Origin of the sequence: Micromonospora citrea (assembly GCF_900090315.1) — a bacterium.
Lineage (GTDB): Bacteria > Actinomycetota > Actinomycetes > Mycobacteriales > Micromonosporaceae > Micromonospora > Micromonospora citrea.
Window position 1 is genome coordinate 4688651 of the sequence record NZ_FMHZ01000002.1, and the last position, 25613, is coordinate 4714263.

21 protein-coding genes are annotated in these 25613 nt (G+C 73.2%); 18 read left to right on the top strand and 3 right to left on the bottom strand.

Annotation, left to right across the window (positions count from 1 at the left end):
- Window positions 1-98: 98 nt before the first annotated feature.
- Window positions 99-2225: a transcription termination factor Rho gene (gene rho, locus GA0070606_RS21560; RefSeq protein ID WP_091103478.1), complete on the top strand. Its 2127-nt coding sequence runs from the start codon at window positions 99-101 to the stop codon at window positions 2223-2225.
- A 646-nt stretch (window positions 2226-2871) separates the two neighbouring features.
- Window positions 2872-6369, top strand: coding sequence for a phosphodiester glycosidase family protein (locus tag GA0070606_RS21565; protein ID WP_091103480.1), 3498 nt, complete (start codon window positions 2872-2874; stop codon window positions 6367-6369).
- Between the two features lie 78 nt (window positions 6370-6447).
- On the opposite strand, the gene GA0070606_RS21570 is transcribed toward GA0070606_RS21565, so the two are convergent.
- Window positions 6448-7344 carry a phosphatase domain-containing protein gene (locus tag GA0070606_RS21570; RefSeq protein WP_091103484.1) on the bottom strand — a complete coding sequence of 299 codons (897 nt, stop codon included), beginning with the start codon at window positions 7342-7344 and terminating at the stop codon, window positions 6448-6450.
- A 337-nt stretch (window positions 7345-7681) separates the two neighbouring features.
- Here GA0070606_RS21570 and rpmE point away from each other — a divergent pair, with 337 nt between their 5' ends.
- Together rpmE and prfA are read left to right on the top strand one after the other, a co-directional pair.
- Window positions 7682-7906, top strand: a complete 225-nt coding sequence (gene rpmE, locus GA0070606_RS21575; RefSeq protein WP_091103487.1) for a 50S ribosomal protein L31 — start codon at window positions 7682-7684, stop codon at window positions 7904-7906.
- A 106-nt stretch (window positions 7907-8012) separates the two neighbouring features.
- A complete protein-coding gene (gene prfA, locus GA0070606_RS21580; protein ID WP_091103490.1) occupies window positions 8013-9101 on the top strand; it encodes a peptide chain release factor 1 in 1089 nt (362 codons plus the stop codon).
- A gap of 82 nt (window positions 9102-9183) precedes the next feature.
- On the opposite strand, the gene GA0070606_RS21585 is transcribed toward prfA, so the two are convergent.
- Entirely contained in the window at window positions 9184-10734 is a 1551-nt protein-coding gene (locus GA0070606_RS21585; protein WP_091103493.1) for a GGDEF domain-containing protein, read from the bottom strand.
- Between the two features lie 74 nt (window positions 10735-10808).
- Here GA0070606_RS21585 and prmC point away from each other — a divergent pair, with 74 nt between their 5' ends.
- The 4 genes from prmC to GA0070606_RS21605 all read left to right on the top strand — a co-directional run bounded on the left by prmC (window position 10809) and on the right by GA0070606_RS21605 (window position 15240).
- Entirely contained in the window at window positions 10809-11756 is a 948-nt protein-coding gene (gene prmC / locus GA0070606_RS21590) for a peptide chain release factor N(5)-glutamine methyltransferase (RefSeq protein WP_176737384.1), read from the top strand.
- Window positions 11756-12400: an L-threonylcarbamoyladenylate synthase gene (locus tag GA0070606_RS21595; protein WP_091107986.1), complete on the top strand. Its 645-nt coding sequence runs from the start codon at window positions 11756-11758 to the stop codon at window positions 12398-12400. The genes prmC and GA0070606_RS21595 overlap by 1 nt, the downstream gene beginning before the upstream one ends.
- Window positions 12401-13012, top strand: a complete 612-nt coding sequence (locus GA0070606_RS21600) for an arsenate reductase/protein-tyrosine-phosphatase family protein (RefSeq protein ID WP_091103497.1) — start codon at window positions 12401-12403, stop codon at window positions 13010-13012.
- A 116-nt stretch (window positions 13013-13128) separates the two neighbouring features.
- On the top strand, window positions 13129-15240 hold the full coding sequence (locus GA0070606_RS21605; RefSeq protein ID WP_091103500.1) for a transglycosylase domain-containing protein: 2112 nt from the start codon (window positions 13129-13131) through the stop codon (window positions 15238-15240).
- Between the two features lie 29 nt (window positions 15241-15269).
- Here GA0070606_RS21605 and GA0070606_RS21610 read toward each other — a convergent pair whose 3' ends face one another.
- Window positions 15270-16763: an SDR family oxidoreductase gene (locus tag GA0070606_RS21610; RefSeq protein ID WP_091103502.1), complete on the bottom strand. Its 1494-nt coding sequence runs from the start codon at window positions 16761-16763 to the stop codon at window positions 15270-15272.
- Between the two features lie 35 nt (window positions 16764-16798).
- On the opposite strand from GA0070606_RS21610, the gene GA0070606_RS21615 reads away from it, so the two are divergent.
- The 10 genes from GA0070606_RS21615 to atpD all read left to right on the top strand — a co-directional run bounded on the left by GA0070606_RS21615 (window position 16799) and on the right by atpD (window position 25570).
- Window positions 16799-18088: a serine hydroxymethyltransferase gene (locus GA0070606_RS21615; protein ID WP_176737385.1), complete on the top strand. Its 1290-nt coding sequence runs from the start codon at window positions 16799-16801 to the stop codon at window positions 18086-18088.
- Complete coding sequence (locus tag GA0070606_RS21620) at window positions 18081-18518, top strand: hypothetical protein (protein WP_091103503.1); 438 nt, start codon at window positions 18081-18083, stop codon at window positions 18516-18518. The genes GA0070606_RS21615 and GA0070606_RS21620 overlap by 8 nt, the downstream gene beginning before the upstream one ends.
- Window positions 18519-18698: 180 nt before the next feature.
- Window positions 18699-18935, top strand: a complete 237-nt coding sequence (locus GA0070606_RS21625) for an AtpZ/AtpI family protein (protein WP_091107991.1) — start codon at window positions 18699-18701, stop codon at window positions 18933-18935.
- A gap of 11 nt (window positions 18936-18946) precedes the next feature.
- Complete coding sequence (gene atpB / locus GA0070606_RS21630; protein WP_091103506.1) at window positions 18947-19744, top strand: F0F1 ATP synthase subunit A; 798 nt, start codon at window positions 18947-18949, stop codon at window positions 19742-19744.
- Between the two features lie 67 nt (window positions 19745-19811).
- Entirely contained in the window at window positions 19812-20045 is a 234-nt protein-coding gene (locus GA0070606_RS21635; RefSeq protein WP_091103509.1) for an ATP synthase F0 subunit C, read from the top strand.
- A gap of 27 nt (window positions 20046-20072) precedes the next feature.
- Complete coding sequence (locus GA0070606_RS21640; protein WP_091103512.1) at window positions 20073-20609, top strand: F0F1 ATP synthase subunit B; 537 nt, start codon at window positions 20073-20075, stop codon at window positions 20607-20609.
- A complete protein-coding gene (locus GA0070606_RS21645) occupies window positions 20609-21430 on the top strand; it encodes a F0F1 ATP synthase subunit delta (protein WP_091103515.1) in 822 nt (273 codons plus the stop codon). Before GA0070606_RS21640 ends, GA0070606_RS21645 begins: the two co-directional genes overlap by 1 nt.
- 90 nt (window positions 21431-21520) lie before the next feature.
- The gene (gene atpA, locus GA0070606_RS21650) at window positions 21521-23176 is read left to right on the top strand and encodes a F0F1 ATP synthase subunit alpha (protein WP_091103518.1); all 1656 of its coding nucleotides are present in this window, start codon (window positions 21521-21523) and stop codon (window positions 23174-23176) included.
- A gap of 10 nt (window positions 23177-23186) precedes the next feature.
- The gene (locus GA0070606_RS21655) at window positions 23187-24116 is read left to right on the top strand and encodes a F0F1 ATP synthase subunit gamma (RefSeq protein ID WP_091103522.1); all 930 of its coding nucleotides are present in this window, start codon (window positions 23187-23189) and stop codon (window positions 24114-24116) included.
- On the top strand, window positions 24116-25570 hold the full coding sequence (gene atpD, locus GA0070606_RS21660; RefSeq protein ID WP_091103525.1) for a F0F1 ATP synthase subunit beta: 1455 nt from the start codon (window positions 24116-24118) through the stop codon (window positions 25568-25570). The genes GA0070606_RS21655 and atpD overlap by 1 nt, the downstream gene beginning before the upstream one ends.
- Window positions 25571-25613: the final 43 nt, after the last annotated feature.

Genomic DNA, 25613 nt, shown 5'->3' on the forward strand with positions numbered 1-25613 from the left:
TCCCGCGACGCGTCCATGCGAGGCGGGTGCACCGAGGCCGCCCGGCCACCTTGCTTTTCGACTCCGGGCAGTCCCGGCCTATCGAGGGAAGGAATCCATTGAGCGACACCACCGACGTGACGTCGGATGTTTCCAACGTCGCTGGCGATGCCACCACCGCCGCCGCCCCCGCCCGTCGTCGGCGCAGCGGCACCGGCCTGTCGGCCATGCTGCTGCCGGAGCTGCAGAGCCTGGCCGCGTCGCTCGGCATCTCGGGCACGGCTCGCATGCGTAAGGGCGAGCTGATCAGCGCGATCTCCGAGCGGCAGGGCGGCGCCGCCGCCGGGACCCCTCGACCGCGGGCCGAGGTCGCGGCCGCCGCCGCCCCCGCCCGCGAGGAGGTCCACGCGGAGGTCCGCGAGACCGCCGAGCGGCCGGAGGCCGAGCGGCGGACCGCGGAGCAGGCTCCGGCGGCCGTCGAGACCGAGACGACTCGCGGCCGGACCCGGCGCAGCCGGGCCGCCGCCGCCGAGGCAAGGGGCGCCGAGGCCCGTCCCGCCGAGGTGCGGGCCGGCGAGGCTCGACCCGCGGAGGCCCGCACGGAGGAGGCCGAGGCCGGCGAGCGTGCCGACCGTGGCGAGGGCCGTGGCCGCGACCGTGCGGAGCGTGCCGACCGTGCGGAGCGTGCCGACCGTGCGGAGCGCGGTGAGCGCGGTGAGCGCGGTGAGCGTGCCGAGCGCGGTGAGCGTGCCGAGCGCGGCGAGCGTGCCGAGCGCGAGCGCGGTGACCGTGCCGAGCGCGGCGAGCGTGCCGAGCGCGGCGAGCGTGCCGAGCGCGGTGACCGTGCCGAGCGCGGCGAGCGGAACGAGCGGGCCGAGCGTGCCGAGCGCGGCGACCGTAACGAGCGCGGCGAGCGGGCCGACCGGGGCGACCGCAACGAGCGGGGCGACCGGGGCCAGCGCGCCGAGCGGGACCGCGCCGACGAGGGCGACGACGACGGCGAGGGCGGCGGCCGGCGGGGCCGGCGCAGTCGCTTCCGGGACCGTCGCCGTGGCCGCGGCGAGCGCGGCGAGGGCGAGGGCGGCGGCGGGCGCGAGCCGCAGGTGAGCGAGGACGACGTCCTCGTGCCGGTGGCCGGCATCATCGACGTGCTCGACAACTACGCGTTCGTGCGGACCACCGGCTACCTGGCCGGCCCGAACGACGTCTACGTCTCGATGTCGCAGATCAAGAAGTACGGCCTGCGGCGCGGTGACGCCATCACCGGCGCGGTGCGTGCCTCGCGCGACGGCGAGCAGCGGCGGGACAAGTACAACCCGTTGGTACGGCTGGACACCATCAACGGGATGGAGCCCGACGAGGCGAAGCGCCGGCCGGAGTTCTACAAGCTCACGCCGCTGTACCCGCAGGAGCGGCTGCGGCTGGAGACCGAGCCGCACATCCTCACCACCCGGGTGATCGACCTGGTCATGCCGCTCGGCAAGGGCCAGCGGGCGCTGATCGTGTCGCCGCCGAAGGCGGGCAAGACGATGGTGCTGCAGGCCATCGCGAACGCGATCACGCACAACAACCCGGAATGCCACCTGATGGTGGTGCTGGTGGACGAGCGACCCGAAGAGGTCACCGACATGCAGCGGTCGGTGAAGGGTGAGGTCATCGCGGCGACGTTCGACCGTCCGCCGCAGGACCACACCACGGTGGCGGAGCTGGCGATCGAGCGGGCGAAGCGCCTGGTCGAGCTCGGCCACGACGTGGTCGTGCTGCTCGACTCGGTGACCCGGCTCGGTCGGTCGTACAACCTGGCGGCGCCGGCCAGCGGCCGGATCATGTCGGGTGGTATCGACTCCACCGCGCTCTACCCGCCGAAGCGCTTCCTGGGTGCGGCCCGCAACATCGAGAACGGCGGCTCGCTGACCATCCTCGCCACCGCGCTGGTGGAGACCGGGTCCATGGCGGACACGGTCATCTTCGAGGAGTTCAAGGGCACCGGTAACGCGGAGCTGAAGCTGGACCGGAAGATCGCCGACAAGCGCACCTTCCCGGCCATCGACATCCACCCGTCCGGCACGCGCAAGGAGGAGATCCTGCTCGCGCCGGAGGAGCTTGCCATCATCCACAAGCTCCGCAAGGTCCTGCACTCGCTGGACTCGCAGGCGGCGCTGGACCTGCTGCTCGACAAGCTCAAGCAGACCCGGACCAACATCGAGTTCCTGATGCAGATCGCCAAGTCGACGCCGGGGGAGTGACCTCTCCCGGACGAGGCAGGTGAGAAGGGCACGGCCGTCGCGGCCGTGCCCTTCTGGCGTTCCCGTGTGCCCCGCGCCCCGCGCCCCGTGCCCCGCGCCCCGTGCCCCGCGCCACCTTGCGCCGTCCGTCCGCCCAGGACGGTTACGATCCGTCATCCTGCGCCGTCCGGCGTCTCAGGTGACGCTCGGTAGCCGATTTTCGCCCCGGCCGTGACCGGTGCCGCCGCTTCGAGCGAGGGTACCGCCGCTGAGCAGCGGCTTGCCGAAAAGTGTGCCGCTTCTCCGGCCTCCCCCCACGCTCCCTTTGCTCTGCACCCGCATGCGCACCGCGCACGCAGCGTGGCCGGTGCGGATTCGGGTGCAGAGCAAAGGGGACGGACGGAGGGGTGGCGAGACCCCGGATGAAATCACCCTGCGTCACGGCGGCGCGCGTCCGGGCCCGGGCCCGGAGTGTGCGGCGCGCCGGCGCGGTCGGGCAACGCCGGCGTGGGCCGGGCAACGCCGGCGTGGGCCGGGCAACGCCGGCGGGGCGAGCTGGCGTCAGGAGGATTGTCTCGGGCGGAACCGTCCCGGAAGGGTGGAGTTTTCCTTCGGTTTGGTTGACAGGTATTGAAACTTCTATTCACAGTCCGGTTGACTGTCGTCCATGCGTACCCGCAGACGATCCGCCCGTCTTGCCGGCGTCCTGCTGCTGACGCCGCTGCTCACCATGGCCGGCACCGTGCCGGCGACCGCCGGTGCGCCGGATCCGGCCACCGACCCCTTCCTCACCGCGGCCGAGGACGCCCCCCGCGCCTCCTCGTACCCCACGAACTCCGTGACGCTCGCCGGCGACCCGGCGGCGAGCGCGTCCGCCGCCGGGACGCCGACCGGCGTGGCGCCGGCCGGCGGTCTGGAGACCGCCAAGACCACCCGCCCGGTCGCCCCGGGCCTCCAGCTCACCTCCTTCGACCGGTACGACGCCGACGGCTGGCTGCGTGCCGACGCGCTGACGGCCGACCTCACCGGCGGCGTCACCGTCGACTACGTGAACTCCGGCGCGGTCAGTCGGGCCGAGCCGCTGCGCCGCGCGGTGGACGCCTCCCGCGCGGTCGCCGCCGTCAACGGCGACTTCTTCGACATCAACAACTCCGGCGCGGCCCAGGGCGTGGGCATCCGCAACGGCGAGCTGGTCCAGTCCGCCGTCAGCGGGCACCGCAACGCCGTCGCGATCACCACCGAAGGGCTCGGCCGGGTGATCGAGGTGAACTTCGACGGGACGGCGACGCTGCCCACCGGTGCGGTGCCGCTGACCCAGTTCAACAACATGATCCAGGCGAACGGGATCGGCGTGTTCACCGCGCTCTGGGGGTCGTACACCCGGGAGCGCGCGGTGGCCGGCGCCGCCCGCGTCACGGAGGTCACCGTGGTCGACGGCCGCGTCGCCACGGTGGCCACGACTGCCGGCACCGGGCCGATCCCGGCCGGCACCACCGTGCTGCTCGGCCGCGACGCCGGCGCGGACGCCCTCGCCGGGCTGCGTCCCGGCGACCCGGTGACGGCCGCCTGGCAGCCCAAGCCCGCCGACGGCAGCAAGCTGCGCGCGGCGGTCGGCGGCGGCAACGTGCTGGTCCGCGACGGCGTGGTGCAGAACATCGCCGACGCGTCGCTGGCCCCGCGCACGTCGGTCGGCTTCTCCGCCGACGGCCGGCGCATGATCCTGCTGACGGTGGACGGCCGGCAGGTCGACAGCCGGGGCGTCACCCAGACCGAGATGGGCCGGATGATGGCCGAACTCGGCGCGCACCACGCGCTCAACCTCGACGGCGGTGGGTCGTCCACGCTGCTCGCCCGCGAGCCGGGAGCGGCGGCCGTGCAGGTGGAGAACAGCCCCTCCGACGGCACGGAGCGCGCGGTGCCCAACGGCCTCGCCCTCTACGCGCCCGAGGGCAGCGGCCGGCTCACCGGCTTCTGGCTGGAGACCGCCAGCGACCCGACCAGCGCGCCCGGCGTCGCGCCGGTGCGCGGCGGCCGTCCCGACCGGGTCTTCCCCGGCCTGACCCGCCGGCTCACCGCCGCCGGCCACGACGAGACGTACGGCCCCGCGGCCGGCGCGCCGCTGTGGCGGGCCAACCCGGCGGCGCACGGCGTCGTCGACAGCAAGGGCGTCTTCCGGGCCGGACTGCCCGGCCGCACCACCGTCACCGCGTGGCGCAACGAGGCCCGGGGCACCCTCGACCTCACCGTGCTCGGCCCGCTGGCCCGGATCGACTCCACGGTGGACCGCGTCGGCCTCGACGGCGCGGAGGGCAGCGCGCTGTTCGGCGTGGTCGGCTACGACGCCGAGGGCAACACCGCCCCGATCGAGCCCGCCGACCTCAAGCTCGACTACGACCGGGACCTGCTGAGGATCGCCCCGACCGCCGACGGCAACCTCGCCGTCACCGCGCTGCGGGACACCGGCTCGGCGCTGGTCACCGTCACGGTCGGTCGCAGCAGCACCGTCCTGCCCGTAACCGTCGGCCTCACCGACGTGCCGGTCGCGAACTTCGACGACGCGGCGGCCTGGAAGTTCAGCCAGGCCCGGGCCAGTGGTGCCGTCGCGCCCGCGCCGGGCCGCACCGGCACCGGCCTGAAGATGACGTACGACTTCAGCCAGTCCACCGGCACCCGGGCCGCGTACGCCGACCCGCCGGCCTGGATCGAGGTGGCCGGCCAGCCGCAGGCGTTCGGCATGTGGATCCACGGCAACGGCACCGGGGAGTGGCCCAGCCTGCACCTGCACGACGCGCAGAACACCCAGCACGTCCTGCGTGGCCCGCTGATCACCTGGAAGGGCTGGAAGTACGTCGAGTTCGCCGTGCCGGCCGGGGTGCAGTACCCGGTGCGGATCCGCCGGTTCTACGTGGCGGAGACCAACGCCGCCGCGCAGTACCGCAGCGAGGTGATCATCGACGACCTGGTGGCGAAGGTGCCGCCGACGGTCGACGCGCCGGCCGAGGCGCCGCGCACCGACCGGGTGGTGCTGCGCGACGGCACGGTCGACGGCGCTCCCTGGCGCTTCGCGGTCATGTCCGACGCGCAGTTCGTCGCGGCGAACCCGGACAGCGACCTGGTCGCCCAGGCCCGCCGTACGCTGCGCGAGGTCAAGGCCGCGAAGCCGGACTTCCTGGTGATCAACGGCGACTTCGTGGACACCGCGTACCCGGCCGACTTCGCGCTGGCGAAGCGGATCCTGGACGAGGAACTCGGCGGCGAGCTGCCGTACTACTACGTGCCCGGCAACCACGAGATCATGGGCGCCCCGATCGCCAACTTCCGGGCCGCGTTCGGCGACACCCAGCGGGTCTTCGACCACAAGGGCACCAGGTTCGTCACGCTGAACTCGTCGACCGGCTCGCTGCGCGGCGGCGGCTTCGACCAGGTGCGGATGCTGCGCGAGGCGCTCGACTCGGCTTCCGGCGACCCGGCCGTCGGCTCGGTGGCCGTGCTGCACCACCACCCGCCGCGCGACCCGAGCCCGGCCAAGGCCAGCCAGCTCACCGACCGGAAGGAGGCGGCGCTGCTGGAGCAGTGGCTGGCCGACTTCCAGCACCGCACCGGCAAGGGGGCGGTCTTCGTCGGCGGGCACGTCGGCACCTTCCACGCCGACCGGGTCGACGGGGTGCCCTACCTGATCAACGGCAACGCGGGCAAGAACCCGTCCACCCCCGCCGAGCAGGGCGGCTTCACCGGGTGGACCGAGTTCGGGGTGGATCCGGTGAGCCCGGCCGAGGCCGACCTGGCCCGGCGGAACCCGCTCGTCGAGGGCCCACGCTGGGTCGCCGCCGAGTTCCACGCGCACGTCGACCGGCTCGAGTTGGCCGCCCCGGCCAGCGTCGCGGTCGGCGCCCCGGCCACGGTCACCGCCACGGTGACCCAGCCGGGCGGCCGTACGGTGCCGGTGGCGGCGCCGGTGAGCGCGGACTGGTCCGCCTCGCCGAACCTGCACGTCGGCTCGGTCCTCGGGCTGAAGCCCTGGCACGTGGCCCGCTTCGACCCGGCCACCGGCAAGCTCACCGCCCTGCGCCCCGGCGCCCAGGTCAAGCTGGCCGTCGACGTCAACGGCGTACGCGCCGAGGCGACCGTCACCCTGACGGCGGCCGCCGCGGCTCCCGCCGCCTGAGCTGAGGCCGGCAGGAAGGGCACCGCCGCGGTGCCCTTCCTGCCACTCGGCGGTCGCCCTCGGCCACCACGGAAGCACTCAGAAGTCGCCCTCGGCCACCTGGAAGACGGTGAGGCCGAGGGCGCGCCACATCCGCACCACCTGCTGGCGGTCGTCGAAGACGCCGACCACCCGGTAGCGGCCGGCGACCTCGCGCTCGTAGATCTCCCGCTTGACCACGGAGTCCTTCCGGTTGTCGCCGACGGCGCGCAGGTGCAGCCCGAGGTAGGGGACGCGGACGTGCCGGGCCAGCCACGCCTCGGTGGCGGGCCGGGCGGTGGCGTCCCGGCCGGAGCAGAAGACCACGCCGTACCCGGCCGCGTGCATCGCCCGGACCGCCGCGATCACCGCCGGGTTCGGTTCGTCCTCGCCGACCCGGGTCATGTCGTACGGGCTGCGCGAGACGTTCAGCGCGACCGTGCCGTCGATGTCGACCAGCACGATCTCCGGCGGCTCGGTCGACGGGGCGTGCACCGTGGCCGGCCGTCCCGTCCGGGCCTGCGGCACCGGCAGCGGCAGGGCGCGCCCCTCCAGGTAGCGCTCGTGCAGCCGGCGGATCCACGCCTCGCCGACCCGGTCGGCCTCCGGGCGGGCGGCGTCGCGGCGCAGGCACTCCGCCAGCGGCACGTCGGTGAAGTCGTGCACCTCGAACTCGGCGCCGTGCCGGGCGGCCAGGTCCGCCCAGTCCCGCAGGGTCCGCGACCGCAGGTTGGTGTCGTCGACGCAGACGTCCGCCCGGGCCCGCAGCAGCGCCTCGACCTGCGCCCGCTGCACCACGGTCACCTGCCACTCGGCCCACTGGGTGAACAGCCGCTCGCCGTGCAGCATCCGGCGCAGGTCGTCGCGGTTGACCCGGACCACGGACGGTTGCAGCGTCCGGGCGAAGGTGGTCTTGCCGGAGGCGGGCAGTCCCCGGGTGGCGATCAGGCGGGTCATCGCTCCTCCGTGTCGTGTGTGCGTCCGGACGTGGGGGCGGCGCCCCACCGTGCCCCGGCCGGGGCACGGCCGCGGGCGGCGGCGCTCGTGCCCGAGGCGGCACCGTCGCGGGCGGCGGCCGTGCCGGGATGAATGCCCGTCCAGGCGGCGGGAATGCAGACGGAGAGGCGTGCGTTGTCGATGCCGGACCAGCCGTGCGGCCCGGGTGCCGGGTCGGCCCGCGCCCATGGCACACTGGTCAATCGGCCACCGGTTCCGGTTCACGCCCGAGCCCGTCGCACGTGGCGACGGACACCGAAGGCGACCCGGCGACCATCCACGAAAGGACCGAGGCGACATGAAGCCCAACATCCACCCGGAGTACGTGACCACCGACGTCACCTGCTCCTGCGGCAACACCTTCACCACCCGCAGCACCGCCAAGGGCGGCTCGATCCACGTCGAGACCTGCAGCGCCTGCCACCCGTTCTACACCGGCAAGCAGCGCGTCCTGGACACCGCCGGGCGGGTCGCGAAGTTCCAGCAGAAGTACGCCAAGGTTCAGGCCAAGAAGGCCAAGTAACTCCTCGTTCGGCGCCCGCGCCCGGTTTCGTGCCGGACGCGGGCGTCGTCCGTATCCACCCCGTTTCGTCCTCCGCCCGTCCCGTCGTCGAAGGAGCCTCCCCAGCATGAGCAGCGAGCGCCTGGCCGCCCTCCTCGACGAGTACGCCGAGCTGGAGAAGCGGCTGGCGGACCCGGCGATCCACGCCGACCAGAACACCGCCCGCCGGGTCGGCCGGCGCTACGCCGAGCTGGTCGGACTGCACAAGGCGGCCGGGGAGCTGGAGCAGGCCCGCGCCGACCTCGCCGCCGCCCGGGAGCTGGCCGCCGAGGACGCGTCCTTCGCGGCGGAGGCGGAGTCCATCGCGGCGACCCTGCCGGCCCTCGAGGAGCGGCTGGCCGAGCTGCTCATCCCGCGCGACCCGCACGACGCCAAGGACGTGATCGTCGAGATCAAGGCCGGCGAGGGCGGGGAGGAATCGGCGCTCTTCGCCGGCGACCTGCTGCGGATGTACACCCGCTACGCCGAGCGGCGCGGCTGGCTCACCGAGGTCATCGACGCCCAGGAGTCGGACCTGGGCGGGGTGAAGGACGTCTCGCTGGCGATCAAGACCAAGGGCGTGCCCGAGGGCGGCAACGGCGTCTGGTCGCGGCTCAAGTGGGAGGGCGGCGTTCACCGGGTGCAGCGCGTCCCGGTCACCGAGTCGCAGGGCCGCATCCACACCAGCGCCGCCGGCGTGCTGGTGCTGCCCGAGGCCGAGGACGTGGACGTCACCATCGACCCGAACGACCTGCGCATCGACGTGTTTCGCTCGTCGGGGCCGGGCGGACAGTCGGTGAACACCACCGACTCGGCGGTGCGGATCACCCACGTCCCGACCGGCATCGTGGTCTCCTGCCAGAACGAGAAGTCCCAGTTGCAGAACCGCGAGCAGGCGATGCGGATCCTGCGCGCCCGGCTGCTGGCGGCTGCCCAGGAGCAGGCCGACGCGGCCGCCTCGGACGCCCGCAAGGCGCAGGTGCGCACCGTGGACCGCTCGGAGCGGATCCGCACCTACAACTTCCCGCAGAACCGGATCACCGACCACCGGATCGGCTACACCGCGTACAACCTGGACCTGGCGCTCGCCGGCGACCTGGACGGCGTCCTCGACGCCCTCGCGGAGGCCGACCGCGCCGCCCGCCTGGCCGGCGACACCGAGCTGACCCGCCGCTGACCCCGGCCGGGCACCCACCACCCGGCCCGACGGTCCGCGCCCCGCACACGCCGCCGGCCCGGGACCGGTGCGGGCGGCGGGGTCAGGAGGCGCGGGGGCGGGCCTTCGCCCGGAGCATCTCGCGGTCGGCCGCCTCGAAGGCGGCGCTGAGGGCGTCGCGCAGGCCGGGGCCGGAGGCGCCCACCTCGGCGAAGCCGACGCTGACCCCGACCGGCGTGCCGGGCACCAGGGACTCCCAGTCCTCCGCGCGTACCGCCGCGTCGATGCGGCGACCCACCTCGGCCGCCTCGGTCATCCCGGCGTGCGGGAGCACCACGACGAACTCGTCGCCGCCGTAGCGGGCCACGAAGTCGCCGCGGCGCATCACCCGGTTGATCACCCCGGCGACGCGCTGGAGCACCAGGTCGCCGGAGTGGTGGCCGTGCCGGGTGTTGACCGCCTTGAAGCCGTCCAGGTCGCACACGCCGATCACCACCCGGTCGCCGCCGGCGACCACCGTGGCGATGTAGCGCTCCAGCCGGCGCCGGTTGGGCAGCCCGGTCAGCGGGTCGGTCAGCGCCTCGCCCTCGAAGCGGGCCGCCTCGCGGCGCATCTCCTCGTGGTCGATGCGGGCGGCGATGCCGTCGATGTAGACGTCGCGGAGCCGGTCGTTGCGCTGGGCGGCCAGCCGGAACGCCAGCCGGTCGGCCCGGTGCGCGCCCGCGTGGTCGCCGGAGCGGGCGAGGGCGATGCTGCGCAGCCGCGCCGGCTCGGCGGCGCCCAGCGTCTCGCTGGAGACCTGGACGGTGTCCAGCCGGGTGGCCGCCTCGATCGGGCGGCCCTCGGCGACGGCCAGACAGACCTGGCCGAGCAGGCGCATGTCGCGGGCCCGGGCGCTGTCCCCGCCGTGACCGAGCAGCCGCGCCGGAGCCGCCTCCGTGCCGACCTCCAGCCGGTCGCCGAGGGCGCCCCGCCGGGCGGCGGCGTAGCCGTAGGCGGCCAGGCTGCTCGGGCGCAGCTTCCCGGCCCGGCCGCTGCGCAGGAACCGGTCCAGGTCGGCGGCGACGTCCCGCAGCACCCGCAGGCAGCCGTCGCTGTCGCCGTTGTGGTCCAGCGCCACGGCGTTGCGCAGTCGGATGCCCGGGGCGGCGAAGGTCTCCTCCGGGATCCCGGCGGCCGTGCCGAGCTGCCGGGCCCGCTCGATCGCGCCGAGGGCGTAGCCGTGGAAGCTGAGGTAGGAGTACGCCATCGCCAGGTCGTGCCAGCCCCACGCGGTGTCCCGGTCGGGATCGGGCACCGCGCCCAGCGCCCGGGCGGCCCTCACCAGGTGGGTGACGCAGCGGTCCAGCGCGCCCTGGTGGTGCGCGGCGAGCGCGGCGAGCGCGTTGAGGTGCCCGTGCAGGTAGGGCTCGGCGAGGTCGCGGACGGCCGTGGAGGCCTCCTCGATGGCCCGCGTGTATTCGGCCGTCCGCCCGAGGTTGATCACCGCCGAGAGGCGCTGCACCAGGGCGTCGGCCCGCGCGTACGGGTCGGTGGTGGTGCGGATGACCGGGTCGAGGATCGCGTACGCCTCGGCGGAACGGCTGGACTCCTGCAACGCCCGGGACCGCGTCAGGGCGTCAACCTGGTCGGTGACCCGGTCGAGCCAACCCACCCCGCGACCTCCTGTCGGTGTGCGCCCGGACGCATCCGCTCGTGATGTCGGCCGCGACGCCTCATGATTATCGCGTGACGACCGCGCCGCAACAGCCGTCCGAAGGGACGAGACGGCAACGCCCCTCCGTGACGGTGGCCCGGGCGGCCCGAGCCCTGGCCGACGCCGGGGTGGAGGCGGCCCGCGCCGAGGCCGAGCAGTTGGCCGCGTACGTGCTGGGGGTGCCCCGGGGGCGGCTGGCGCTGGCCGACGGGTTCACCGCCGAGCAGCTCGAGCGCCTCGACGGGCTGGTCGCCCGGCGGGCCGACCGGGAGCCGCTGCAGCACCTCACCGGCGTCGCCGGCTTCCGGCACCTGGAGCTGGCCGTCGGGCCGGGCGTCTTCGTGCCCCGCCCGGAGACCGAGCTGCTCGCCGGCTGGGGGATCGCGCGGGGCCGGGACATGGCCGCCCCGCTGGTGGTGGACCTGTGCAGCGGCTCCGGCGCCATCGCGCTGTCGGTCGCCCAGGAGCTGCCGGCGGCCCGGGTGGTGGCGGTGGAACGCTCGGCCGAGGCGCTGCCCTGGCTGCGGCGCAACGCGGCGGCCCGCGCCGCGGCGGGGGACCGGCCCATCGAGGTGGTGGCGGCGGACGTGACCGCCCCGGACCTGCTGGCCGATCTCGCCGGCCGGGTCGACGTGCTGCTCTGCAACCCGCCGTACGTGCCGTCCGCCGTCGCCGTGCCACCGGAGGTGGGCCGGCACGACCCGGCCGGCGCGGTCTTCGGCGGCGCCGACGGTCTGGCGGTGATCCGTCCCGTGGTCGCCCGGGCGGCGGTACTGCTGCGCCCCGGCGGGGTGTTCGGCGTCGAGCACGACGACACGCACGGCGCGGCGGTGCCCGGCCTGCTGGCCGCGGACGGCCGGTTCGAGGCGGTCGCCGCGCACCCGGACCTGGCCGGGCGGCCCCGCTTCGCGACCGCGTCCCGCCGGGCGGACGGCCCGCACGCCGGCGCGGGCCCGGCGTGGCAGACTGACTCCTCGTGATGCTCTACGACTGCCGGTCGCCCGCCGACCGGGACCGCGGCATCGCCGCTGCCATCGAGGCGGTCAAGAACGGCGAGCTGGTCGTCCTGCCGACCGACACGGTCTACGGGATCGGCGCGGACGCGTTCACCCCGTACGCGGTCAAGGCCCTGCTGGACGCCAAGGGCGGTCGGCACGTGCCGCCGCCGGTGCTGATCGGCTCCCGGCACACCCTCGACGGCCTGGTCTACTCGCTGCCGCAGGCGGCGCGCGACCTGGTGGAGGCGTTCTGGCCCGGCGCGCTGACGATCGTCGTCGAGCACTCGCCGAGCCTGCGCTGGGACCTCGGTGACACGTCCGGGACGGTGGCGGTGCGGATGCCGCTGCACCCGGTGGCGCTGGAGGTGCTGCGCGAGACCGGCCCGATGGCGGTCGCCTCGGCCAACAAGACCGGCCAGCCGGCCGCGCTCACCGCCGAGGCGGCCCGCGACCAGCTCGCCTACTCGGTGCGGGCCTACCTGGAGGCCGGGCCGTGCCCGGATCCGGTGCCGAGCACGATCGTCGACCTCACCGGCGACGCGCCGCGGGTGCTGCGCCAGGGCGCCGTTGCGCTGGAGAAGCTGCGCGACGTGGTGCCGGACATCCTCGCCGGCCAGGGGGTCTGAGTGCCGCCGTTCACCGTGTTGCACGTCTGCATGGGCAACATCTGCCGGTCCCCGATGGCGGAGCGGCTGCTGGCCCTCGCCGTGCGGGAGCGGCTGGCCCGCCGGGAGGCCGACCCGGGCCGCGCCGACGAGCTGGTGCACAGCCACAGCGCCGGCACCGGCGGCTGGCATGCCGGCGAGGAGATGAACCCGCCGGCCGCCCGGCAGGTCACCGGCCGGGGCGGCAGCGTCGCCGGCTTCGCCGCGCGCAAGCTCCGCTCGGACCACATCGACGCCGCCGACCTGGTGCTCACCGCCACCGCCGACCAGCAGGAGTACGTGGTGGCGCTGCGTCCCGACGCCGCGGCGCGCACCTTCGTGCTGGGCGAGTTCGGTCGGCTGCTCGCCGCCGTCGACGCGGCGGGGCTGCCCCCGGCCGAGGCCACCCCGGAGGGGGTGTACGCGCGGGGCGTGGCCCTGGTGGCCGCCGCCCACGCCGCGCGGGAGGGCACCACCGCCCTGCCCACCGACGATCTCGACGACCCGTGGGGGCGCGGCGACCAGTGCTTCGGCCGGGTGGCCGACGAGATCGAGGAGACCGTCCACCCCCTGGCCGCCGCGCTGCTGCCGTAACCCGCCCGAGGTACCCCCGCGCGTGAGTTTCCTGCGGGTTTGGGAGAAAGGGGCGGTGAAGAGGGCTTTTCGGGTCATTCTGGGTTGGTCCTGACCGGCTCCTGCGGGGAGAGCTGATGACCCGGGCACGCCTCGACAAACTGTTCACCGTGCTGATCGCCGGCGTGCTGGCCGGGCTGGCGCTCGCGGTGGCGGCCCTGCCGGCCGCGCTGGTGTTCGGGATCGGGTTCACGGCGCTCGCCGCGCCGTACTCGGAACTGCCCAACACGCTGCGCACGCCGCCGACGGCCCAGCGGTCCAACCTCTACGCCAACGACGGCACCACCCTGATCACGTCCTTCTACCAGGAGGACCGGGTGGACGTGCCGCTGGCCGAGGTCGCGCCGGTGATGCGGCACGCGATCATCGCCGCCGAGGACGCCCGGTTCCACGAGCACAGCGGTGTCGACCTGCGCGGCGTGGTGCGGGCCTTCACGGCCAACCGGCGCGACGGGACGACCCGGCAGGGCGCGTCGACGCTGACCATGCAGTACGTGCGCAACGTGCTCAGCAGCGACCCCCGGCTCAGCGAGCGGCAGCGCGCCGCCGCCACCGAGATCAGCACCGCCCGCAAGATCCAGGAGATGCGGTACGCGCTGGCCCTGGAGCGGGAGCTGACCAAGGACGAGATCCTCACCCGCTACCTCAACATCGCCTACTTCGGCGCCGGGGCGTACGGGGTGGCCGCCGCGAGCAAGCGCTACTTCTCCAAGACGCCGGCCGACCTCACCCTGGCCGAGGCCGCGCTGCTGGCCGGACTGGTCCGCTCCCCGCACACCGACGACCCGATCAACGGCGACGCGGACGCGGCGCTCGCCCGCCGGGCGTACGTGCTCGACCAACTGGTCGAGTCGGGGCACGTCGCCGCCGACGCGGCGGCCCTGGCCGGGGCCGAGCAGTTGCGGCTGCGGCCCAGCCAGACGCCGAACGACTGCACGGCGGTGCCGGCGGAGCACAACGACTGGGGCTTCTTCTGCGACTGGTTCACCCGCTGGTGGAACGCCCAGCCGGCGTTCGGCGCGACCGTCGACGAGCGGCAGCTCACGCTGCGCCGGGGCGGCTTCTCCATCGTCTCGTCGCTCGACCCGGCGGTGCAGCGCGCCGCCACCGAGCAGGTCCGCCGGGTCTACCAGATGGACGACCGCCGGGCGGCGCCGACGGCGGTGGTCCAGCCCGGCACGGGCCGGGTGCTCGCCATGGCGGTGAACCGGAACTACAGCGTGGCCGGCAACCCGGCCGGGCAGAAGAACCACCCGAACACGGTCAACCAGTTGGTCGCCGGGGGCGGGGCGATCGACGGCTACCAGGCCGGCTCGACGTTCAAGCTCTTCACCATGCTGGCCGCGCTGGAGGCCGGGCTGCCGCTGAGCACGGAGTTCGACGCGCCGGGACGGATCGTGACCGACTTCCCGGTGACCGGGGCGGCGAGCTGCGACGGGTACTGGTGCCCGGAGAACGCCAGCGCCGCGATGGACGGGCGGCACACCATGTGGACCGCCTTCGGCGAGTCGGTCAACACCTACTTCGCCTGGCTGGCCGAGCGGGTCGGCGCGGACCGGGTGGTGGAGATGGCCGAGCGGCTGGGCATCGTCTTCCGGGCCGGGGACGACGCGCGGCTGGCCCGCCACGGCGCCCGCGAGTGGGGGCCGTTCACCCTCGGCGTCTCCGCCACCACCCCGCTCGACCTGGCCGGCGCGTACGCGGCGGTGGCGGCCGAGGGGACGTGGTGCGCGCCGCTGCCCGTCGTCTCGGTCACCGACGCCGCCGGACGCCCGGTGGCCGCCGCCGCGCCGGACTGCCGGCGGGCGGTCGACGCGGACGTGGCGCGGGCGGCGGCGGACGCGGCCCGCTGCCCGGTCGGCGACCAGTCGATGTACCGGGAGTGCGACCGCGGCACCGCCGAGGGGCTGCGCCGGCAGCTCGGCCGCCCGGTGGCCGGCAAGACCGGCAGCTCGGACGGGTACGCGACCGAGACGGTGGTCGCCTTCACCCCGCAGCTGGCGGTCGCCTCGATCGCCGCCAACCCCGACGACCCGCGCGACGCCGTCGGCCAGCGGGTGCAGCGGCAACTGGTCGAGGCGGTGGGCGAGGTGCTCTCGTTCGCCCTGCGCGACCAACCCGTGCGGGACTTCGTGCCGCCCAGCGAGGTGATCGCCTTCCGGGTCACCGGCGCCCGCACCGGCGACTGACAGCCGTTTCGCGCCGCAGCGGCCGGACGTCAGCGCGGGCCGGGCTCCGGGCCCGGTCGGCGGGCCGCCTGCTCCGCGCCCCGGGCGATGTTGCGGGCCATCCCACCGAAGACCACCGCGTGGAAGGGCGCGACGGCCCCCCAGTAGGCGTGCCCGGCCAGGCCGCGGGGCAGGAACACGGCCCGCTGGTGGTAGCGGCTGCGGCCGCCGTCCAGCGGGGTCACCCGCATCTCCAGCCAGGCCCGGCCGGGCAGCCGCATCTCGGCGCGCAGCCGCAGCAGCTCGCCCGGCACGATCTCCTCCACCCGCCAGAAGTCGAGCGCCTCGCCGACCCGGAGGCGGTGCGGGTCGCGCCGGCCGCGGCGCAGGCCCACGCCGCCGACCAGCCGGTCCAGCCAGCCCCGGGCCGACCAGGCCAGCGGGAACGAATACCAGCCGTGCTCGCCGCCGACGCCTTCGACGACCCGCCACAGGGCGGCCGGCGGCGCGTGGACGGCCCGTTCGCGGACGTCGGTGTAGGCGGTGCCGCCGGACCACTGCGGGTCGCTGGGCAGCGGTTCGGCAGGCGCGTCCGGGCCGCTCGCCGTCGACCAGCGGGTCTCCACCTCCCCGTCGCGTACCTTCGCCAGGGCCAGGGCGACCGCCTCGTCGAAGCCGGTCAGCCCTTCCGGCGGCTCCGGGACGTACGCGGCGATGTCGTGCTCGCGGGCGACGGCCTCGTGGACCAGGCTCTCCACCAGCGGCCGGGCGATCTTGTTCGGCACCGGGGTGACCAGCCCGACCCAGTACGAGGAGAGCGACGGGGTCAGCGGCCGCACCGGCACGATGATCCGCCGGCGCAGCCCGGCCACCCGCGCGTAGCGCTGCATCATGTCCTGGAAGGTGAGGACGTCCGGCCCGCCGATGTCGAAGGCGCGGTTGACCTCGGGCGGCAGGGTCGCGCAGCCGACCAGGTAGCGCAGCACGTCGCGGACGGCGATCGGCTGGATCCGGTTGCGTACCCAGCGCGGGGTGACCATGCCCGGCAACCGCTCGGTGAGGTAGCGCAGCATCTCGAACGACGCCGACCCGGAGCCGATGATCACGGCCGCCCGCAGCACCGCCGTCGGCACCCCGCTGCCGAGCAGGATCCGCCCCACCTCGGCCCGAGAGCGCAGGTGCGCCGACGGGACGTGGCTCCCCTTTGCCGGCTCCGGCCCGCCGAGGTAGACGATCCGGCGTACGCCGGCGGCGCGGGCCGCGGTCACGAAGTTCGCCGCGGCCTCCCGGTCGGCGGCCTCGAAGCCGGCCTGCCCGAGCGAGTGGACGAGGTAGTAGGCGACGTCCACGCCCTCGAACGCGGCCGACAGCGTCTCCGGCTTGCGCAGGTCGCCCTCGGCGATCTCGGCCCGCGCCGCCCAGGGGACGTCCCGCAGCCGGCCGGCCCGGCGGGCGAGGCAGCGCACCGCGTGCCCCTCGGCCAGCAGCCGGGGTGCGAGCCGCCCACCGATGTAACCCGTCGCTCCGGTCACCAGGCATCTCACGGCTTCCAGTCTGCGGCCCAATAGACTCTGGCGCTGTGACTATCGAGACGAGCACCTTCTGGGGGCCGGACTTCGAGCAGCTCCGCGCGACCGATCCGGAGATCGCCGGGGTGGTGCTCGGCGAGCTGGACCGGTTGCGGGGCGGCCTGCAACTGATCGCCAGTGAGAACCTCACCTCCCCGGCGGTGCTCGCGGCGCTCGGCTCGACCCTGACCAACAAGTACGCCGAGGGCTATCCGGGCCGGCGCTACTACGGTGGCTGCGCCGAGGTCGACCGGGCCGAGGAGATCGGCATCGCCCGGGCCAGGGAGCTCTTCGGCGCGGAGCACGCCAACCTCCAGCCGCACTCGGGGGCGAGCGCCAACCTGGCCGCGTACGCGGCGCTGGTGCAGCCGGGCGACACGGTGCTCGCCATGGACCTGCCGCACGGCGGTCACCTCACCCACGGCAGCCGGGTCAACTTCTCCGGCAAGTGGTTCCACACCGTCGGCTACACCGTCCGGCGGGACACCGAGCTGATCGACTACGACGAGGTGCGAGACCTCGCCCGCGCCCATCGCCCCAAGATGATCATATGCGGGGCCACGGCGTATCCCCGGTTGATTGAATTCTCGCGGTTCCGCGAGATCGCCGACGAGGTCGGCGCCTACCTGATGGTGGACGCGGCGCACTTCATCGGGCTGGTCGCGGGGAAGGCGATCCCGTCGCCGGTGCCGCACGCCGACGTCGTCTGCGCCACCACCCACAAGGTGCTGCGCGGGCCGCGCGGCGGCATGATCCTCTGCCGGGAGTCGCTGGCCCAGCGGATCGACAAGGCGGTCTTCCCGTTCACCCAGGGCGGGCCGCTGATGCACGCCGTCGCGGCGAAGGCCGTCGCGCTGCGCGAGGCCGCCCAGCCCGAGTTCCGGGCGTACGCGGCGCAGGTGGTGGGCAACGCCCAGGCGCTCGCCGTCGGGCTGGCCGCCGAGGGCATGCGCCCGGTCTCCGGCGGCACCGACACCCACCTCGCCCTGATCGACCTGCGCGAGACGGGCGTGACCGGCGCGGACGCCGAGGCTCGCTGCGACGCCGCCGGCATCACCCTGAACAAGAACGCCATCCCGTACGACCCGCAGAAGCCGATGGTCGCCTCCGGCATCCGCGTCGGCACCCCGAGCGTGACCACGCAGGGGATGCGGGAGGGGGAGATGCACCGGATCGCGGGTCTGATCGCCCGCGCGGTGCGCACCGACCCCGCCGCCCCGGGGGGCGCCGACGAGCTGGCCCGGATCGCGTCCGAGGTGACCGCGCTGGTCGCCGACTTCCCGGCGTACCCCCGTGGCTGAGCCCGGGGTGCGCGAGCCGGCGGCGACCACGCCGGCCGACCGGCGGTGGCGGCTGCGGCACCTGCCGGTCCTGCTGGGCGCCAGCGGCGCGCTGGTCGCGGTGGCCGCGCTGGTCGGCGCGCTGACCGGCGGCGCGGACGCGGCGCTGGGCGCGGCGGCCGGGGTCGGTGTCACGGCGGCCAGCTTCACCCTGACGACCGTCGTGCTGGCCTGGGCCGACTCGGTGAACCCGCAGCTCGTGCTGCCGCTCGGCCTCGGCCTGTACGCGGTCAAGATGACCCTGCTCGGCGTCGTGATGGTGGCCGTGGCGTCGACCGGCTGGGCGGGGCTGATCCCGCTCTGCCTGGGCATCGCCGCCGGGGTGGTGGTGTGGACCGGCGTGCACATCTGGTGGCTCACCACGGTGCACGCCCGCCGGTCCCGCTCCTGAGCTGCGTCGTCCCACCACTCGGAACGGCACGGGAAGCTGTCGCCGACCGGTCATTTCCACGGCGGCGGAAGGGGAGTAGCGTGCCTCCAGACGACGCTGCCCGCTCCGGCCCACACAACGACGGTTGTGCGGGGGGCGAGGCACAGCCTCGTAATCCCGACTGATATCGTTCGCCCCGTCATGGCTGGTGACCAAACCCCCCGACCCACCGGCGGCCCGGACGACGTTCCGACCGGAGCCGGCCAGGGTTGGACCGCGCTCAGCTATCTGATCGCGGGCATGCTCGTGTGGGGCTTCATCGGCTGGCTGGTCGACCAGTGGCTCGACTCCGGGGGCATCGCCACCGGGATCGGCGTCGTGCTCGGCATGGCCGGGGGGATCATCCTGGTCGTCCGCAAGCTCGGCACGCCTACTTAGGAAGGGACGCGGTGTTCGGACAGGCGAACGTCCTGGCACAGGGCGAGGCAGCATTCCCACCCAGCGTGGAGGATTTCTACCTGCCCAGCATCCTCCCGTGGGGTGCGGAGAACTCCTACTGGTTCACCAAGATCACGGCGATGGTCTGGCTGGCCGTCGGCGTCCTGATCATCTTCTTCCTGGCCACCTACCGCAAGCCGCAGCTGGTGCCGACGAAGAAGCAGTGGATCGCCGAGTCCATCTACGGCTTCGTGCGCAACAACATCGCGGTCGACATGATCGGGCACGCGGGTGTGCGGTTCGCGCCGTACTTCACCACGCTGTTCTGCTTCATCCTGCTGACCAACTTCTTCGCGATCGTGCCGCTGTTCCAGATCTCGCCGAACTCGCACATCGCCTTCCCGGCGTTCCTCGCGGTGATCAGCTACGTGCTCTTCATCTACGCGGGCATCAAGCACCACGGCGCCGGCAAGTTCATCAAGAACTCGCTCATCCCGCCGGCACCCTGGTACATCCTGCCGCTGCTGATCCCGATCGAGTTCTTCTCGACCTTCCTCGTCCGGCCCTTCTCGCTCGCCGTGCGTCTCTTCGCGAACATGTTCGCCGGCCACATGCTCCTGCTGGTCTTCACGCTCGGCGGCTTCGCGATGCTCAACGCGAACGCCTGGCTGGCGCCCGTCTCGGTGCTGTCCTGGGTGATGACCATCGCGCTCACCTTCCTCGAGTTCCTGGTGATCTGCCTGCAGGCGTACGTCTTCACGGTCCTGACCGCGAGCTACGTGCAGGGCGCGCTCGCCGACGAGCACTGATCCATCCCGCACCAACCGTTGTCGTCCCGCGTGACCGTCACGCGTGATAACCAGGAGGAACCCACTAATGGACATCGTCGCCGCGGTAGAGGGCAGCACCGCCGCCATCGGCTACGGCCTCGCCGCCATCGGCCCGGGTATCGGCGTCGGCCTGGTCTTCGCCGCCTACATCCAGTCGACCGCCCGCCAGCCGGAGTCGTCCAAGATGACCCTGCCGTACGTCTGGATCGGCTTCGCCGTCATCGAGGCGCTCGCGCTGCTGGGCATCGCCTTCGGCTTCATCTGGCAGGGCAACCTCTAATCCCGCCCTTCGACCGGGAGGTTTCCCATGTTCCTGCTCGCCGCTGAGGGCGGTGAAGGCCACAACCCGATCATCCCGATCTGGCAGGAGATCGTGGTCGGTGGCATCGCCTTCGCCCTGCTCTGCATCGTGCTGATGAAGTTCGTCTTCCCCCGCATGGAGCAGACGTTCCAGGCCCGGGTCGACGCGATCGAGGGTGGCATCAAGCGGGCCGAGGCCGCCCAGGCCGAGGCCAACCAGCTCCTCGAGCAGTACCGCGCCCAGCTCGCCGAGGCGCGGACCGACGCCGCGAAGATCCGGGACGACGCCCGGGCCGACGCCGAGGGCATCCGGCAGGACATCCTCGCCAAGGCGCGGGAGGAGTCCGACCGCATCATCGCGGCCGGCAAGGAGCAGCTCGCCGCCGAGCGGGCGACCATCGTGCGCGAGCTGCGCACCGAGGTCGGCACGATCGCGGTGGACCTGGCCAGCAAGATCGTCGGGGAGTCGCTCGCCGACGAGGCGCGTCGCAAGGGCACCGTCGACCGGTTCCTGAGCGGTCTCGAGAGCGCGGGGGCCCGCTGATGCAGGCCGCCAGCCGGGAGTCGTACAAGGTCGCGGCCGAACGCCTCGACGCGTACGTCCGCGGCGCGGAGCCGTCGGCGGTGGCCACCACCGCCGACGAACTCCTCTCCGTCGCCGACCTGCTGCGGCGCGAGCCGCGGCTGCGCCGGGCGCTCTCCGACCCGGCCCGCTCGGGTGCGGACCGTTCCGCCCTGCTCGGCGAGGTGCTCCGGGGCAAGATCGGTGCCGAGGCGCTGGATCTGCTGGCCTCGGTGGTCTCCGGCCGTTGGTCGGCGCCGTCGGAGCTGCTCGACGCCGTCGAGCGGCTGGGCATCGACGCGCTCCTGGCGAGTGCCGACTCCGCGGGCGAGCTGGGCGAGGTCGAGGACGAGCTGTTCCGCTTCGGGCAGGTCGTCTCCGGCTCGCCGGAGCTGTCCAGCGCGCTGGCCGACCCGACCGTCCCGGCCACCCGGCGGGCCACGCTGGTGGACCAGCTGCTCGCCGACAAGGCCCGGCCGGTCACCGGCTACCTCGTCGGGGTCGCGCTCGCCGGCTTCGGCGGACGCAACTTCGCCGGGGCGCTCAGCCGGCTGGTCGAACTCGCCGCCGACCGGCGGGACCGGCAGGTGGCGTACGTGACCGTCGCGGCCCCGTTGAGTGAGGAGGAGGAGCGCCGGCTGGGCGCCAGCCTCTCCGCGATATACGGTCGAGAGGTTTCCGTCAAGCAGACGGTGGACCCTGGAATCCTCGGTGGCGTCAGCGTGCGGGTCGGCTCCGACCTGTACGACGGCACCGTCCTGCGCCGCCTCAACGAGAGCCGCAACGCGCTCGCGAAGCGCTGAGGCGGCACTGCCGCCCAGCGCCCTGATAGACGCCATTCGGACCGGTCGGTACTAGGTATCCCGGGCCCCTGATACTTAAGGAAGCAGAGGATGGCCGAGCTGACCATCTCGACGGAGGAGATCCGCGGCGCCCTGGAGCGCTACGTCTCCTCCTACTCGTCCGAACTCTCCCGCGAGGAGGTCGGCACCGTCGCCGACACCGGCGACGGCATCGCCCACGTCGAGGGTCTTCCCTCGACCATGACCAACGAGCTCCTGGAGTTCGAGGACGGCACCCTGGGTGTGGCGCTGAACCTCGACGTCCGGGAGATCGGTGTCGTCGTTCTCGGTGACTCCGCCAAGCTCGAAGAGGGCCAGCGCGTCAAGCGCACCGGCCGGGTGCTCTCGGTGCCGGTCGGCGACGCCTTCCTCGGCCGCGTGGTCAACGCGCTCGGCCAGCCGATCGACGGGCTCGGCGACATCGCCAACGAGGGCTTCCGCGAGCTGGAGCTCCAGGCCCCGAACGTGATGTCCCGGCAGTCCGTCGACGAGCCGCTGCAGACCGGTCTCAAGGCCGTCGACGCCATGACCCCGATCGGCCGCGGTCAGCGTCAGCTGATCATCGGCGACCGGAAGACCGGCAAGACCACCGTCGCGCTGGACACCATCCTCAACCAGCGGGACAACTGGCGCTCCGGCGACCCGAAGAAGCAGGTCCGCTGCATCTACGTCGCCATCGGCCAGAAGGCCTCCACGGTCGCCTCGATCAAGGGCGTCCTGGAGGAGGCGGGCGCGATGGAGTACACGACGATCGTCGCCTCCCCGGCCTCCGACCCGGCCGGCTTCAAGTACCTCGCCCCCTACACCGGCTCGTCCATCGGGCAGCACTGGATGTACGGCGGCAAGCACGTCCTGATCGTCTTCGACGACCTGAGCAAGCAGGCCGAGGCGTACCGCGCCGTGTCGCTGCTGCTGCGTCGCCCGCCGGGCCGCGAGGCGTACCCGGGTGACGTCTTCTACCTGCACTCCCGTCTGCTGGAGCGCTGCGCGAAGCTCTCCGACGAGCTGGGCGGCGGCTCGATGACCGGCCTGCCGATCATCGAGACGAAGGCCAACGACATCTCGGCCTTCATCCCGACCAACGTCATCTCCATCACCGACGGCCAGATCTTCCTGGAGACCGACCTGTTCAACCAGGGCGTCCGGCCGGCCATCAACGTCGGCACCTCGGTCTCCCGGGTCGGTGGCGCCGCGCAGGTGAAGCCGATGCGGAAGGTCGCCGGTTCGCTGCGGCTCAACCTGGCCCAGTACCGCGAGCTGGAGGCGTTCGCCGCCTTCGCCTCCGACCTGGACAAGGCCTCCCGGGCCCAGTTGGAGCGCGGTTCCCGCCTGGTCGAGCTGCTCAAGCAGGCGAACTACTCGCCGTACCCGGTGCAGGAGCAGGTCGTCTCGGTCTGGGCCGGCACCGAGGGCAAGCTCGACGACATCCCGGTGGGCGAGGTCCGCCGCTTCGAGTCGGAGTTCCTCCAGTACCTGCGCCACAAGCACGAGGGCGTACTGGCCTCGATCGCCGACAACCAGTGGAACGACGACATCATCGGCTCGCTCGACGCCGCCATCGCCGACTTCAAGCAGGTCTTCCTCGGCAAGGCCGACGAGCGTCGGATCAACGAGGCCCCGGCCTCGCCGCTGGAGGGCGACGAGAACCGCGAGACGGTGACCCGCTACCGGGACGGCGCGGGCGACCGCCCGGCCGAGAACCAGTAAGGGCTGATCCATGGCGGCCCAGGTACGCGTTCTTCGTCAACGGATCCGCTCGGCGAAGGGGATGAAGAAGATCACCAAGGCGATGGAGCTCGTGGCGACGAGCCGGATCGCCAAGGCCCAGGCCCGGGTGGAGGCGTCCCTGCCGTACGCCCAGGCCATCACCGGTGTGCTCACGGCGCTGGCGTCCAACGCGCGGATCGACCACCCGCTGCTCACCCCGCGTCCGCGGGTGCGGCGGGCGGGCGTCCTGCTGGTGACCGCCGACCGTGGTCTCGCCGGCGGTTACAGCTCCAACGCGATCAGGATGGCGGAGTCGCTGCTGGCGCGGCTCCGCGCCGACGGCAAGGAGCCGGTGCTCTACGTCATCGGGCGTAAGGGCGTGGGCTTCTTCCGCTTCCGGGACCGGCCGATCGAGGCGAACTGGACCGGGTTCTCGGAGCAGCCGGCGTTCAGCGACGCCCGCGCCGTGGGCGAGACGCTGATCAAGGCGTTCACGGCCGGCGCGGACGACGTCGACGGCGGCCCGGGGGCGGACGGGGTGCTCGGCATCGACGAGTTGCACATCGTCTACACCGAGTTCCACTCTCTGATGACCCAGACCCCGGTCGCGAAGATCATCGGGCCGATGCAGGTCGAGGACCGGCCCCGGTCCGAGGGCCTGCTGCCGGCGTACGAGTTCGAGCCGGAGGCGGAGGCGCTGCTCGACGCGCTGCTGCCGAAGTACATCAACACGCGGATCTACGCGGCGTTGCTGGAGTCGGCGGCGAGCGAGTCGGCGGCCCGTCGGCGGGCGATGAAGAGCGCCACCGACAACGCCGAAGAGATGATCGAGAAGTACACGCGTGAGATGAACTCGGCCCGTCAGGCCGGGATCACCCAGGAGATCAGCGAGATCGTCGGCGGCGCGAACGCGCTGGCCGCGTCGGGAAGTGAAGTGTGATGACTGTATCGACTGCCGCTGGGGGACCAGCGGAGACCAAGACGGCCACCGGTCGCGTGGTCCGGGTCATCGGCCCGGTCGTCGACGCCGAGTTCCCGCGCGACGCCATGCCGGCCCTGTTCAACGCCCTGCACGTGAACGTGACGCTCGCGGGTGGCGAGAAGACGCTGACCCTGGAGGTCGCCCAGCACCTGGGTGACAACATGGTCCGCGCCATCTCGATGCAGCCGACCGACGGCCTGGTCCGCGGCACCGAGGTGCGCGACACCGGCTCGCCGATCACCGTGCCGGTGGGCGACGCGGTCAAGGGCCACGTCTTCAACGCGATCGGCGAGTGCCTCAACCTCACCGAGGGCGAGACGCTCAGCCCGGACGACCACTGGCAGATCCACCGCAAGGCCCCGGCCTTCGCGGACCTGGAGCCGAAGACCGAGATGCTGGAGACCGGCATCAAGGTCATCGACCTGCTCGCCCCGTACGTCAAGGGTGGCAAGATCGGCCTGTTCGGCGGCGCGGGCGTGGGCAAGACGGTGCTCATCCAGGAGATGATCACCCGTGTCGCCCGGAACTTCGGTGGTACCTCGGTCTTCGCCGGCGTGGGTGAGCGCACCCGCGAGGGCAACGACCTCATCGCCGAGATGACCGAGTCCGGCGTCATCGACAAGACCGCGCTGGTCTACGGCCAGATGGACGAGCCGCCGGGCACCCGGCTGCGGGTGGCGCTCTCCGCGCTGACCATGGCCGAGTACTTCCGCGACGTGAAGAAGCAGGAGGTGCTGCTCTTCATCGACAACATCTTCCGCTTCACCCAGGCGGGCTCGGAGGTCTCCACCCTGCTCGGCCGCATGCCGAGCGCCGTGGGTTACCAGCCGACCCTGGCCGACGAGATGGGCGAGCTCCAGGAGCGGATCACCTCCGTCCGGGGCCAGGCCATCACCTCGATGCAGGCGATCTACGTGCCGGCGGACGACTACACCGACCCCGCCCCGGCCACCACGTTCGCCCACCTCGACGCGACCACCAACCTGGAGCGGTCGATCTCCGACAAGGGCATCTACCCGGCCGTGGACCCGCTGGCGTCCTCGTCCCGGATCCTCGCCCCGGAGTTCGTCGGCGCCGAGCACTTCGCGGTGGCGACCGAGGTGAAGCGGATCCTGCAGAAGTACAAGGACCTGCAGGACATCATCGCGATCCTCGGTATCGAGGAGCTCTCCGAGGAGGACAAGGTCACGGTGGGTCGGGCCCGCCGGATCGAGCGCTTCCTGTCGCAGAACACCTATGCGGCCGAGCAGTTCACCGGCGTGCCGGGCTCGACGGTCCCGATCAAGGAGACCATCGAGGCCTTCAAGAAGATCAGCGAGGGCGAGTACGACCACTTCCCCGAGCAGGCCTTCTTCATGTGCGGTGGTCTGGAGGACCTGGAGCGCAAGGCGGCGGAGCTGATGAAGGGCTGACCTGTCGGTCCTGACGAAGGCCGTCCCGGCAATGCCGGGGCGG

Coding starts and splice junctions, on each gene's coding strand:
- GA0070606_RS21635 (WP_091103509.1), top strand. CDS start 19,812: ATGGACATCGTCGCCGCGGTAGAGGGCAGCACCGCCGCCATCGGCTAC.
- GA0070606_RS21640 (WP_091103512.1), top strand. CDS start 20,073: ATGTTCCTGCTCGCCGCTGAGGGCGGTGAAGGCCACAACCCGATCATC.
- atpA (WP_091103518.1), top strand. CDS start 21,521: ATGGCCGAGCTGACCATCTCGACGGAGGAGATCCGCGGCGCCCTGGAG.
- rpmE (WP_091103487.1), top strand. CDS start 7,682: ATGAAGCCCAACATCCACCCGGAGTACGTGACCACCGACGTCACCTGC.
- GA0070606_RS21605 (WP_091103500.1), top strand. CDS start 13,129: ATGACCCGGGCACGCCTCGACAAACTGTTCACCGTGCTGATCGCCGGC.
- atpD (WP_091103525.1), top strand. CDS start 24,116: ATGACTGTATCGACTGCCGCTGGGGGACCAGCGGAGACCAAGACGGCC.
- prfA (WP_091103490.1), top strand. CDS start 8,013: ATGAGCAGCGAGCGCCTGGCCGCCCTCCTCGACGAGTACGCCGAGCTG.
- GA0070606_RS21655 (WP_091103522.1), top strand. CDS start 23,187: ATGGCGGCCCAGGTACGCGTTCTTCGTCAACGGATCCGCTCGGCGAAG.
- GA0070606_RS21625 (WP_091107991.1), top strand. CDS start 18,699: ATGGCTGGTGACCAAACCCCCCGACCCACCGGCGGCCCGGACGACGTT.
- GA0070606_RS21645 (WP_091103515.1), top strand. CDS start 20,609: ATGCAGGCCGCCAGCCGGGAGTCGTACAAGGTCGCGGCCGAACGCCTC.
- GA0070606_RS21565 (WP_091103480.1), top strand. CDS start 2,872: ATGCGTACCCGCAGACGATCCGCCCGTCTTGCCGGCGTCCTGCTGCTG.
- GA0070606_RS21595 (WP_091107986.1), top strand. CDS start 11,756: ATGCTCTACGACTGCCGGTCGCCCGCCGACCGGGACCGCGGCATCGCC.
- GA0070606_RS21570 (WP_091103484.1), bottom strand. CDS start 7,344: ATGACCCGCCTGATCGCCACCCGGGGACTGCCCGCCTCCGGCAAGACC.